This is a genomic window from Granulicella mallensis MP5ACTX8, from assembly GCF_000178955.2.
GTDB lineage: Bacteria > Acidobacteriota > Terriglobia > Terriglobales > Acidobacteriaceae > Granulicella > Granulicella mallensis.
This window is the reverse complement of sequence record NC_016631.1, coordinates 3,794,633-3,806,770: the sequence shown is the minus strand read 5'-3', so window position 1 is coordinate 3,806,770 and position 12,138 is coordinate 3,794,633. Positions and strand designations below refer to the sequence as shown.

8 protein-coding genes and 1 riboswitch are annotated in these 12,138 nt (G+C 56.3%); of the genes, 3 read left to right on the top strand and 5 right to left on the bottom strand.

Annotated features, from left to right (window positions below; all coding sequences use genetic code 11):
* Positions 1-13 precede the first annotated feature (13 nt).
* Together ACIX8_RS15285 and ACIX8_RS15280 are read right to left on the bottom strand one after the other, a co-directional pair.
* Positions 14-772 (bottom strand): CbtA family protein, encoded by a 759-nt coding sequence (locus tag ACIX8_RS15285; RefSeq protein ID WP_014266265.1) that lies wholly within the window; start codon positions 770-772, stop codon positions 14-16.
* A gap of 5 nt (positions 773-777) precedes the next feature.
* Positions 778-996 carry a CbtB domain-containing protein gene (locus ACIX8_RS15280; protein WP_014266264.1) on the bottom strand — a complete coding sequence of 73 codons (219 nt, stop codon included), beginning with the start codon at positions 994-996 and terminating at the stop codon, positions 778-780.
* A 436-nt stretch (positions 997-1,432) separates the two neighbouring features.
* On the opposite strand from ACIX8_RS15280, the gene ACIX8_RS15275 reads away from it, so the two are divergent.
* Together ACIX8_RS15275 and ACIX8_RS15270 are read left to right on the top strand one after the other, a co-directional pair.
* Positions 1,433-2,041, top strand: a complete 609-nt coding sequence (locus ACIX8_RS15275) for a histidine phosphatase family protein (RefSeq protein WP_014266263.1) — start codon at positions 1,433-1,435, stop codon at positions 2,039-2,041.
* Positions 2,042-2,063: 22 nt separating this feature from the next.
* Positions 2,064-2,262, top strand: a riboswitch (cobalamin riboswitch).
* Between the two features lie 165 nt (positions 2,263-2,427).
* The gene (locus tag ACIX8_RS15270; protein ID WP_150110616.1) at positions 2,428-5,982 is read left to right on the top strand and encodes a TonB-dependent receptor; all 3,555 of its coding nucleotides are present in this window, start codon (positions 2,428-2,430) and stop codon (positions 5,980-5,982) included.
* 317 nt (positions 5,983-6,299) lie between these two features.
* On the opposite strand, the gene chrA is transcribed toward ACIX8_RS15270, so the two are convergent.
* Positions 6,300-7,634 (bottom strand): chromate efflux transporter, encoded by a 1,335-nt coding sequence (gene chrA / locus ACIX8_RS15265; RefSeq protein ID WP_014266261.1) that lies wholly within the window; start codon positions 7,632-7,634, stop codon positions 6,300-6,302.
* On the bottom strand, positions 7,631-8,374 hold the full coding sequence (locus ACIX8_RS15260) for a GntR family transcriptional regulator (protein ID WP_014266260.1): 744 nt from the start codon (positions 8,372-8,374) through the stop codon (positions 7,631-7,633). Before ACIX8_RS15260 ends, chrA begins: the two co-directional genes overlap by 4 nt.
* 215 nt (positions 8,375-8,589) lie before the next feature.
* Between ACIX8_RS15260 and ACIX8_RS15255 the strand changes: the two genes are divergently transcribed.
* A complete protein-coding gene (locus ACIX8_RS15255) occupies positions 8,590-10,548 on the top strand; it encodes a mechanosensitive ion channel family protein (RefSeq protein ID WP_190273672.1) in 1,959 nt (652 codons plus the stop codon).
* Between the two features lie 86 nt (positions 10,549-10,634).
* Here ACIX8_RS15255 and ACIX8_RS15250 read toward each other — a convergent pair whose 3' ends face one another.
* On the bottom strand, positions 10,635-12,110 hold the full coding sequence (locus ACIX8_RS15250) for a SulP family inorganic anion transporter (protein WP_014266258.1): 1,476 nt from the start codon (positions 12,108-12,110) through the stop codon (positions 10,635-10,637).
* Positions 12,111-12,138 lie beyond the last annotated feature (28 nt).

Here is a 12,138-nt window from a genome sequence, read left to right as displayed (position 1 = left end):
CGTCACGATTTTGTCAGGAGTAGCGCATCTCGTCCGAGGTAGGGAAAGCTCGTCCGCTTTGTTGAGCCGCGGCTTCCTGCCGTTCGGTCAGACCTCCGAAGAGCAGGCCCAGTACGCTCCACAGCACGACCTGGGTCTCCCACGATGCTATGCGGAACTTCCAAAGCAGAGAGGCCGGAAAGCCTGCGGGGACTTCGTCGATGACAGGCAGGAAATGGGCACTGGTTCCCGCCAGCAGCACGAATAAAAGGGCCGCGAGCAGCGACGCGTTCCAGGGGCCGAAGGGCTTATTCAAGCTCCGTCCGGCCTTGATCGCCAGAATCAGGGACATCAGAGAGATGGCGATGAGCAGAAAATAGGCCCCGGTACGAACACCGATCGTCTCCGGGTTTCCTACCGCCGGAGGATTAGCCGGGTACTTGAGCGATGGAACCAGGACGATGGAGATGAATCCCAGGCCCGCGATCACTGCGGAGAGTACTCGTGGCCTGGCAGTGCTGAGACGTCCGCGCGTGAAAGCGAACACGATTCCGAAGATGCCGCCGAGCGCGGTGCAGTAGACCACGGCACCGGTCAGCAATCCCAGGCCGCTTTGAATCTTGCGGCTGACCATTTCCGGCTCGGGAGCTTCTCCCCTGGCCTGGTCCATGCTGGTCTCAAAGGCGATAGCCCTGTCGACCTGAGGCTCGCCGATCCAGCGCGCGAACGCAAAAACGATCAACCCGGCTACGAGGCCGACCAGCATTCCACGAAGAAGCAGCGTACGGGCCATCGGGTTTAGTGGCAGGGAAAGCCGAGCAGATGGCGTCCATCATGCACGAATTCGTGTACAGCACGACCGTGGATGAGCGAGGTGGCTCCCTGTTCTGCGCCGACAAAATAGATCAGGAGCAGCATCAGCAGGCCGCCGAAGAGCGCCCAGGGCAACAGCTCCCGCAACGGAACAACGGGGATAGATACCGGGGATGCAATGGAACCTGCGACAGATTGTGACATGGTGAAGTCTCCTGAACTGGTTGAGGGATAACGCAAGCTCAACTGAATCTGAGCCTAGTGAAGGCGAGGGGGAGTGTCAAGGAGTGGGGTCGAGCGGCCATGGAGGAAGTTCCCCATCCCCACAGAATCGTCATCCTGAGCGGAGCGTTCCGGCCTTTGGGGACGCGGAGTCGAAGGACCCCGAAGGTTATCCTCTTGCCCAAACCTTTTGCACCTTTTCTACCTCGAACGCTCGAGCCTGGACGTTCGCGCTGGAAAAGGTCCCAACCTTCTGGGCAAGCTCAAGCCCTTCGGGGTCCTTCGACTCCGCACCTCGCAAAAGCGCGAAGTGCTCCGCTCAGAATGACGTCTCTGTGGGGGAACAAAATATGTGATTCGTCGTTGCACGTTCCTCTCTACTCATTGCCAATAGCTCTGCCACGTAGAATGATTGGCGATGCAATCCTCCGAACCGCAAACTCTACCCCCCCGAATCACCCTGATCAGCCACGCTGCCACGCTTGCCCTGAAGCGTGCCTCCTTTCCGCTGGACGAAGCTCTCGTCGAAGGCGAGCCGGAGAAGATTGCAGCGCTTGGCTGGGCGGCTCCGCGCACACAGCAGATCTGCGCAGGGCCCGAGCAGCGCACGCGACAGACAGCGACAGCCTTGGGTCTTGAAGCATCTGTAGAAAGTGGGCTTGCCGATGTCAACTACGGAGAGTGGAGCGGCAAGCAGATCGACGAGATACAGGCGAGCGATCCGATAGGGTTGGCCGCCTGGCTTACCGATGTAAGTGCCGCACCTCACGGCGGTGAATCCTTTGTGCAATTGATCGTCCGTGTGGGGCAGTGGATGGAAGCGCAGACCAGTGCCGGGCACACCTTAGCCGTCACTCATCCTGCCGTGATTCGTGCGGCGATTCTCTATAGCTTGCAGGCTCCGCCGGAGTCTTTCTGGCGGCTTGAAATCGCGCCGCTCTCTGTGACCGATCTGCGATTTAATGGGCGACTTTGGACGGCGCGCTCCACTGGATGCGCTCTCTCTCGCTCTTCAGGAAATTTATAAGGCCCTTAGAAGGGCTGTGTTAGTCTGGCAAAACGTTCCAGGTGCCCGCAAGGGCATAAAAGGGAAGTCCGGTGTAAGTCCGGCACGGTCCCGCCACTGTAATCAGGAAAACGACTTTTCATAGGCCACTCGGTTGCGATCGGGGAAGGTGAAGAGTCGGGAGCTTCGTAACAGAAGCTTCGCCTGAAAGTCAGGAGACCTACCTGGAATCAATTTGATTCTTTTCCGCGTGGAAACGGGAAGCGATCGCTCATTCTCTTTTGAGCTTTGTGCCTCTTTGCCACGGATTGAGGTGCAGTTTGCTCGATTCGATTTTGTTGTCTGCTGGTTGTAAGACAAAACGAACTCTTCTTCTTTTCGCTATTTCGATCTTCACCAGTCTGCGGATGCTTGCCGCTGTGGGTGGAAGTATTACCGGCACGGTTACGGATGCTACGGGAGCGGTTATTCCCGCAGCCAAACTGGTGTTGGTAAACCAGGCGCAGCAAACTACCTATCGAGCTGTCTCGAATGCGCAGGGAGCTTATTTCTTCCTCAATCTTCCGGTGGGGCGATACGACCTTACTGTTACCGGAACCGGCTTTGCCACGAAGAAGCTGACAGGCCTGGTCGTCGATACGGATGCCAGTCTTCGCACCGATGTGGCGCTTGCCGTTGGCGGTACGTCCGATGCCGTAACGGTAAGCGGCGATACGAATGCGCAGGTCGATACCAGCTCGACGCATCTGGGGGAAGTTGTCTCGGGTGCGGAGATGACCGCACTACCTCTCAACGGCAGGAGTTACACCGACCTGCTTTCGATTCAGCCCGGCGTCGCACCTGTATCCACGCTGCTTCCCAACGCCGTGATCATGGCCGGAGTGACAGGCGGCATCTCTCCTTCGGGGGATGAGAATCCCGGCAATGTTTCGATCAATGGCCAGCGCGAGTCTTCCAATGGCTTTATGGTGAATGGCGTTGATGTGCAGGAGCACATGAATGGTGGAACGTCGATCGTTCCTGATCTGGACTCCATCGAGCAGTTTCGCGTGCTGACCAATAACTTCGATCCAGAGTATGGCAACTACAACGGCGGCATGATCACTGTTGTCACCAAGTCCGGCAGCGGCCAGTTTCACGGAAAGGCATTCGAGTTCTTTCGTAACACGGCCCTCGACGCCCGCGGCTATTTCGACCCCACTCGCCCGGCCTTCAAACAAAACCAGTACGGTGGAACGCTGGGTGGTCCGGTAACCCACACCAGGCTGTTTTTCTTCGCCGACTACCAGGGCACGCGTACGACACAGGGCATCTCTACGGGAAATATTTCGGTTCCTACTCTGGCTGAACGGAGTGGCGATTTCTCTGATGACGGGTCATCGTTTACAACGACGGCCACCGTGAACGGCGCACAGGTTACGGTTCCAACAGTTGTCAGCGGTCCTTATCTCGCGTCCCAGGTGCTTGCGCCAAAGCTCGGGTATCCCGTGAGTGCCGGAGAACCTTACAGCTTCACGGCAGGCGAATCGATGCCGATCGATCCGAACCATCCTGACCAGAACCCAGGTACTTACTCAAACACCTGTACCAGCACGGCTCAATGCGTCTTCCCGGGCCTGAGAATCCCCCCGGCTGCGTGGTCGGCGCCCGGGAAGAACTTACTTCAGTACATCCCCTCTCCGAACGTGGGTTCCGGCCAGTTTTCGACCTCGGCCTTCGCTGAGGTGAACCGCGACGACAAGGGTTCCGTGCGGCTCGATGCGGATACTCTCCTGGGCCGGATTTCGGGATATTACTTTATCGACGACTACACACTGGATAATCCCTATCCCGGCCAGCAGGGAGGAGCTTCCATCCCCGGCTTCGACGCTCTCACCCTGGGCCGCGCACAGCTTCTTTCGATCTCCGATACCAAGGTGATCGGAGCGAACGCGGTGAACGACTTCAATGTTGGCTACCTTCGTTACGCGAATGTGATCGGACAGCCAAAGGGCGGCCTTGGTGTCTCGCTTGCCTCGCAAGGGTTTACGACCGGGGCCGGTAGTTCGGGGATCTATGTTCAGGCCCCTCAGTTCGAGGGGGTCGAGAATATTACCTTCCCGACCTTTGTCATGGGTGTTCCTATTACGAATGAGACGCAGGTGAACAATACGTATTACCTGAGCGATGGCTTCTCGCGCGTCTTCGGGACTCACACCGTCAAAGTTGGAGGGCAGTTCCACGTTGACCAGGTCAATGAACATCCGAACGCTACCTTCAATGGGACCTTCAATATCAATGGGACGGAGACCGGCGATCCGTATGCCGATTTTCTGATCGGTACTCCGAGTAACTACACGCAGTCCTCCGGCCAGCCCTTTTATCTGCGCAATCACTATCTCGGTTTTTATGCGCAGGATAGCTGGCGCGTGCGCAGTGATCTTACGCTCAATGCGGGTGTTCGCTGGGACATCATCGAGCCCTGGTCGGAGAAGAACCATCAGCTTCAGACTTATATTCCCGGGGAGCAATCTGTGCTATTTCCCGGAGCGCCTCTGGGCTTCGTCGTTGCGGGAGATCCTGGCGTCCCGCAGACGATTGCCCCAACGAGCTATAAGAACTTTGCTCCACGCATAGGCCTGGCTTATGCGCCGCACTTTGAAAAGGGGCTTGGCCGCCTGCTCTTTGGTGAGTCAGGCAAGATCAGTATTCGCGCGAGTTACGGCATCTTCTATACAGCTTTCCCCGGGCTATCTGCCGGCATCATGTATGCAGTTCCACCCTTCGGCTTCAACTATCTGAGCCCCGGACCGCCACTGCTTGAGTCGCCGTTTATTACGGCTGCATCCGGCGTCAATAACGGCCAGCGCTTTCCGTTCCCATTTCCACCGCACAACGTGTCCGCCTCCAATCCCGACAACAATGTCGACTGGTCGAACTTCACTCCTATTGCTGCGGACCCATTTTTCTACTACCGCAATCGTGTGCCCTACATCAATAATTTCATGCTCTCTCTGCAGCGGCAGATTACCCACAATCTGGTTCTTACAGCGAGCTACGTCGGCAACCAGGGGCACCATCTTCTGACCCTCGTCTCCGTCAATCCCGGCAACCCTGCGCTCTGTTTGAGTCTTCAGAGCGTTGGCTGTGGCCCCTTCGGAGAAGATACGACCTACACTACCGCCAGCGGTCAGGTGATTCAGGGCACGCGCGTGGGGCAAGGATCGAACTACGGTGAGAATACCGCCGATAAGTCCGTTGCAAACTCTAACTACAATGCCCTGGAGACTACGCTGAAATATCAGCGAGGTGGCTCTTCTTTTCTTCTGAGCTATACCTATGCCAAATCGATCGATCAGGGATCAAACCTTGGGGAGCAGCTCGATCCCATCGATCCGCGTCACTCCCGTGCCATTTCGGCATACGACCTCAAGCACGACTTTGTCGCGACCTACAGCCTGTATCTTCCCTTTGACGAATTCCTGCATCGCGTAAATCGATGGACGACAGGTTGGACGCTGTCCGGTACGACACGCTTCGCCAGTGGCTTGCCTGTCACTCTCTCCGATAACTCGGATAACTCCTTGTTGGGAACTCTCGGGAATGGCGCAAATAACTTCCTGCTCGATACGCCGCAATATTTGCCGGGTCCGTTGAAGATCAATACAAACGGACGCAATGGCCGGACCGCCTTCAATACGGCACTCTTTCCCGAAGAGATCATCGGTCAGCTTGGAAATGCGAAGCGCCGGAACTTCTATGGACCGGGCATCAACAACTTCGACACCAGCCTGCAGAAGAGTATTCGGATTCAAGGTTCGAAATCCCTGGACCTTCGCCTGGAGGCGTTCAACGTGTTCAATCACGCTCAATTCTTCGGGCCGGCATCCGTGGATGGACAGGTGGAAGATCCCAACTTCGGGAAGATTGTGAGTGCGGCTGCTCCACGGTTGGTTCAGCTTGCGGCGAAGTTTGCATTTTAGGGTGGGAAAGCCCGATTTGCCAATGGATCGTCGGTGCAGTTGCCTTTGCCTTTCTTGTTGTCATTCCGAGCGTAGCGAGCGAATCTGCTGTCTCCCGTTTTTCGCTAGCATTGCCACAAACGTTATGCGTTCAAGCAGATCCCAGTTTCAACTCACGCGTTTCGCGGTGATACGAACGAAGAACGGGAGGAAGCAGATTCGCTCGCTACGCTCGGAATGACAAAAAGAAAGGCAAAGACAGGACTTTGGACGCGGCTTTAATCTACTTCCGTACCTGAATAGCCTCTATCAAAGATGTTCATTTTGAAGTCGCTCGTTCATCGCATGTGCAGCATGATCAGATACCGTCCCGCTCCGAAGGCAACGCTCAAGAGAATCAGGTAGACCACGTTCAGCCTGAACTTCTTCAATAACAGCAGAGATGTAATGATCCAGGCTACCGAGACGATGTCGATGCTTCGTAGCGCCATCGTGCCCGAGGGAAAGACAACACCCTTCCCGAGAAACAGTGTCAGGTCGAGAATGGCGCCCACTACAACAGCGGTGATGAGGCTTAGAACGCCCTCCACCGCGGGCTTGCCTTGTGTGCGTTCTACGATCGGCGCGCCTGCGAAGACAAAGAGGAAGCAGGGAAGAAAGGTGTAGAACGTGGTAGCTAACAGTCCTAGGATTCCCATCCAGAGAGAGCCGTGGAAGTGATTGTAGCCAGCCATAAAGCCGACGAAAGCCACCACGATAATCAAGGGGCCTGGAGTCGTCTCAGCCAGGGCAAAGCCATCCATCATCTGGAGTTTGCTCAGCCAGTGCAGCTTCACCACGCTGATCTGTGCCACGTAGGGAATGACAGTGTAAGAGCCGCCAATCGTCACGAAGGCCGTCTTCGTGAAAAAGAAGGCCAGCCCTCTCCAGAAGTGAAAGTCGTCGACAAAGAAATAGAACAACACGAAGGGAACCAGCCATAGGAGCAAGGCGGTTGCGACTAGTTTGACGAGAGACTTGCTGCTGAAATCTGTTTCGCTGCTCTTCGAATATTTATTGATGAAATACTCGTGTTCGTCTTCGTCCGTCTCCAGCGAGTTCTGATGGTGAAAGAGGGAAGGGCGCAGGTGGCCGAGCAGGACGCCCAGAACGACAGCTCCCAGCATGATCAGCGGCAGCGACACGTTGAAGAAGAACATGCCGATAAAGGCAGCGGCTGCTACAACGTAATGCACGGGTCCTCGCAAAGCCCTGCCTGCTATTTTGAGCAGTGCAAGAAGGACCAGCGCGATGACGGCTGGTTTTAGTCCGTTGAACATGGCGGCAATCCACGGAAGATTGCCGAATAGAACATAGATCAGGCTCAGTGCGAGCAGCACGAACATGGAGGGCAGGACAAAGAGAGTGCCTGCCGCCAGACCGCCCTTCTTCCCATGGAGCTTCCAGCCGATATAGATTGCCAGTTGCTGCGCTTCAGGTCCGGGCAGGATCATGCAATGGCTCAGGGCATGCAGAAATCTTCCGTTGCTGATCCACTTCTTCTTCTCTACGAGGTAGCCATGCATGATGGCGATATGCGCGGCGGTGCCGCCAAAGCTGATCCACCCCAGCCTGGACCAGAAGCCGAGTGCCTCTCTGAACGAGGGTCTTTGCGGGGTAGCAGAAGAGTTCATTTGGATGGATTACGGGCCAGCCGAGTGACAAACCGGATCAGGTCGCCTCGGTAGTGCAGTCTCTCGTAGTCGATGGGCTGCCCTCCCCTGGTGTAGGAGGTGCGCTCGATCATAAAGATCGGGCTGCCGCCAGCTACCTGTAGGGCCTGGGCTACGTGGGGTTCGGCCGCAATGGCTTCGAGCTTATACTCCGCCTCTATGAGAGGAATATTGTACTTCGCCTCAAGCAGCGAGAAGATCGGTTCGAGTTCCAGATCGTTGGTGATGATCTTCTTGCCTATTTCGAGCGGCAGGTAGGTTTCGTCAAACGACATGGCTACTCCATCGGCCAGGCGCACGCGCTGAATTCTAACAACCAGCATGCCTGTGGTCAGAGCGAGATGCCTGGCAACAGCCTCGGTGGCAGCAACAGTCTGTTGATCGACCACGCGAGCGGTAGGGTTTCGTCCTGCTGCCTGCATGTCTTCGACGAAGCCGCTTAGTTCGGTCAACTCCTGCGTGATCTTGGGTTGAACGACGAAGGTTCCTTTTCCGCGACGAATCTCGACAAGGCCTCGGCTCACCAGATTCTGAATCGCCTTGCGCACGGTAATGCGGCTTACTTCGAATCGTGCGATCAGGCTATCTTCGGTAGGAAGCTGGCTGCCCGGTAGCAGCGCCCCTGCGGCTATATCCGACGCAAGAACCGATTCGATGCGCGCATAAAGAGGGTGATGTGCGTCTGCTATCGAATCAATCATGACGTCATTATAACATTATGATGTATTTCGCTTGGAGAAATGAGCCTCGCTTTGGCCGAACAGCTTTTGGGTTGTTAAAAATGAGAAAACTCTGTGGAACGCTGAAGCGAATGACACAATTAGGGCTGTGATTTTCGCATCTCACATATGTCGTCAAAGAGGCGACATGAGGTGACATGTTTCAGGTTAATTCGAAGAGGAAGCGCGCCACACGAATGCAAAAGCGAAGTGCCCGGCCATCCAGAAAAGTTGTTCTGCTAAGTGTTTTTGCTGCCACCCTGCTGGCAGGTTCGGCTGCTACGCTGTATGTCGCTCATGGTCAACAGGTTGCGAGTGCCAGCTTCGATCCGGCTGCCAGAAGCCGCGATATCCTGGCCCATCTGAACACGGTCATCCAGTTTTACCGGGCTTCTATGCAGCCTATCCAAAAGGCTGGCGAACCCAACGATATCGTCTATCGCGACCAGGCTGTCGCGCTTTCGTCACAGGTAGCTGGGTATGCCTTCCAATCGGCGAAGGCGGAAGCCACGTTGATGGCCGGGTATCAGGCCCATCAGGGAACTGCGCCTGGTGCCGCGCCCAGCGATGCGGGGACTGAGCAACAGCGGATGCAGGCGACCGAGGCCAATGTCGAAAAGCAGATAAGCGATCTGCAGGCCCGCGAAGCCGCTTTGGACAAGCAGATCGACTCTGCCAATGCGAAGACCCTGCCAGGATTGCAGGCTCAGCGGAAGCAGGCCCAGGGCGCTCTCGATCTGGCTACCGCCATGAAAGATGCGCTGCAGAAGATTGTTGGCATCACGGATACTCAAAATAGTTCGGGGATGGCGGCTGATATCGATCGGCTGCAGAGTTCAGTTCCAGAACTGCAGAGCAAGAATAAGACGGCTGCGCCCCAGATCACTACGCTCGATGCAGCCAAGTCTTCGGGCGTTACCAGCCAGGGAGCCGTCCTGTTCGAGCTGTTTGAGACGCGGCGTGCCCTCGATAACCTGGTCCAAGAGAATGCGAATTTGAAGAAGCAGGCTCTTGACTTGCGTACGCCGGTTTCGAACATCCTTCGCACTCTGATTAAGCAGGGACAACTGTTCTCTCAACAGGCGGAGGACCCTGACGATCCCTCTGCCTCGACTCCAGCTCCGCCAGCCACGCCACCTGCCTCCGGCCAACCTAATATCACGTCCATTACCACTCAGTTCAAGGTCTTAGCGGCGGCCGCTGTTCCTTTGAGCCAGGAGATTATCGTCCTGGAGCAGAGCAGTGCGAACCTCTCCGCCTGGCGCTCCTCTGTGGATGAAGAGTACTTCAGCATTCTGCACACCCTTCTTCTTCGAATCCTGGTGATTGCTATCGCGCTGGGCCTCATTCTGGGGGGCGGAGAGATCTGGAGCCGGGCCACTAATAAGTACATTCGGGACATCCGCCGTCGCCGTCAATTTCTGATTGTGCGCAGGGTTGTTGTCGGCTTTCTTTCCGTCATCGTTATTTTGTTTGGGTTTGTGACCCAGTTCAACTCACTCGCAACGTTTGCGGGCTTCATCACCGCCGGTATTGCTGTCGGTCTTCAGACGATCCTGCTCTCTGTCGCCGCTTACTTCTTCATCATTGGGCGCTATGGAGTGAAGGTCGGCGATCGCATTACGATCTCGTCGGTGACCGGAGACGTGATCGATGTGGGGCTGGTTCGCTTTTACATGATGGAACTGGCCGGCAGCGGGACGGAGTTGAATCCGACAGGACGTGTCGCTGTCTTTTCGAATGCGGTTCTCTTTCAGGCAGGCACGCCTCTTTATAAGCAGATACCGGGCACGGAGTATGCCTGGCATGAACTGATTGTGAAGTTCACGGACGCGGCCAATTACAAGCTGGTCTGCGAATCCATGATGAAAGAGTTGCATGCCGTCTATGACGGCTACCGTTCCAGCATTGAGCTGCAGCACCAAGTGGTCGAGAACTGGATGCAGACATCGATTGCTTCTCCTGCGATCGAATCCCGGTTGCAGTTCAATGGAGGCACGTTCCAGCTCTGGGCACGCTTTCCGGTACTGATCCGGCACGCCTCTGAGACGGACGAAAAGCTGACGCGAGCGTTGATCGAACTCATCGCCACAAACCCTGAGATCAAGAGTTCCGTGGCTTCGACGCCCTTGATTCAGGCGTCGATTCGCGGGTAAGTTAGCGTGCATCAAGAGAGGACTTTAGCGTTGGACATTTGCCTGTATTGGCAAAAGTCCTAACGCTAAAGCCCCGCTCGTGTTTCCTACTCTTCCAGCGGAAGCAGCGTCACATTTCCATCTTTGCGACGCAGAAGCCTGTCACAATTTTCGCTGAGCCCGCGTACATGTAGCACCTTCCCCTGTGTGCGGTAACGCCCGGCCAGGGCTTCAATTGCCTCCAGGGCGGAAGAGTCCATGATGCGAGCGTGATCGAACTCGAGATAGACTTCGGCGGGATCATCCTTCGGTGTGAAGAATCGCGTGAACTGCGTGGCTGAGGCAAAGAAGAGACTGCCGCGCAGTCGATAGATTTTGCTGCCGGGCGCTTCCGTGATCTCCACGTCCAGTTGCTGTGCATGGTCCCACGCGAAGACCAGAGCGGCAATCACGATGCCGGTGACAACAGCGACCGCGAGATTCGTAAAGACGGTCACAACGGTTACGACGATCATCACCAGGGTGTCGTGCTTCGGGACCTTGGCCAGGTTGCGGAGGCTCTTCCAGTTGAAGGTCTCCGCTGCGACAACGAACATCACTCCGACCAGGGCTGCCAGAGGAATACGCTCGATCAGCTTTGAACCAATGAGAATAAAGGACAGCAAAAATCCGCCTGCAGCGATACCAGAGAGACGCCGCCGGCCGCCAGCATTCACGTTGATCATGCTTTGTCCGATCATGGCGCAACCCCCCATGCCTCCGAACAGTGCGCCGATCAGGTTGCCCGCACCTTGCGCCATCGATTCGCGGTTAGGACGTCCGGGTGTGTCCGTGATCTCGTCGATCAGGTTTAATGTCAGGAGCGTTTCAACCAGGCCGATGGTCGCGAGGATCAGCGCATAGGGCAAGATGATCCGTAGCGTCGCGAGAGTGTAGGGCACTTGCGGTAGATGAAAAGATGGCAACGTGCCACGGATCGATGCCAGGTCTCCGACGGTCCGCGTCTTGATTCCCAGGGCCAGCGCGCAAGCTGTCGCTATGAGAATGCCCGCTAGCGCAGACGGAAACGCTTTGGTCAGCTTCGGCAGCAGTACGGTAACCGCAGCTGTGATGGCGACCAGCGCCAGCATTGTCAGGAGCATGGCAGGAGCCATCCAGGTGATTGCGCCATTTGCAGCGCGCACATGGAAGTGCTGTAGCTGCGCGGAGGCGATGATGATGGCGAGTCCGTTGACGAAACCCAGCATGACCGGATGCGGCACCATGCGGATGAGTTTGCCCAGCCGGAACCAGGCGAAGAGCATCTGCAGCACGCCCGTCAATACGATGGTGGCAAACAAATATTCCACCCCATGTTGTACGACCAGCCCCGCCGAAACGACGGCCATCGAGCCAGCCGCGCCCGAGATCATGCCCGGGCGTCCACCCCAGATGGCGGCTACAAGACAGAGGATGAAGGCGGCATAGAGACCCGTGAGAGGGTTTACATGGGCCACGAGCGCGAAGCCGACGACCTCCGGAACTAACGATAGGGCTGAGGTCAATCCGGCCAGGACTTCCATCTTCATCTCAGCTGGCCGCATTCAGTTCCTCATCTTCTGTGTTTTTGCG

What these genes read in the sequence shown, in the direction of transcription:
- ACIX8_RS15285 (WP_014266265.1), bottom strand. Translation starts at nt 772, where the DNA reads ATGGCCCGTACGCTGCTTCTTCGTGGAATGCTGGTCGGCCTCGTAGCC.
- ACIX8_RS15280 (WP_014266264.1), bottom strand. Translation starts at nt 996, where the DNA reads ATGTCACAATCTGTCGCAGGTTCCATTGCATCCCCGGTATCTATCCCC.
- ACIX8_RS15275 (WP_014266263.1), top strand. Translation starts at nt 1,433, where the DNA reads ATGCAATCCTCCGAACCGCAAACTCTACCCCCCCGAATCACCCTGATC.
- ACIX8_RS15270 (WP_150110616.1), top strand. Translation starts at nt 2,428, where the DNA reads ATGCTTGCCGCTGTGGGTGGAAGTATTACCGGCACGGTTACGGATGCT.
- chrA (WP_014266261.1), bottom strand. Translation starts at nt 7,634, where the DNA reads ATGAACTCTTCTGCTACCCCGCAAAGACCCTCGTTCAGAGAGGCACTC.
- ACIX8_RS15260 (WP_014266260.1), bottom strand. Translation starts at nt 8,374, where the DNA reads ATGATTGATTCGATAGCAGACGCACATCACCCTCTTTATGCGCGCATC.
- ACIX8_RS15255 (WP_190273672.1), top strand. Translation starts at nt 8,590, where the DNA reads ATGCAAAAGCGAAGTGCCCGGCCATCCAGAAAAGTTGTTCTGCTAAGT.
- ACIX8_RS15250 (WP_014266258.1), bottom strand. Translation starts at nt 12,110, where the DNA reads ATGCGGCCAGCTGAGATGAAGATGGAAGTCCTGGCCGGATTGACCTCA.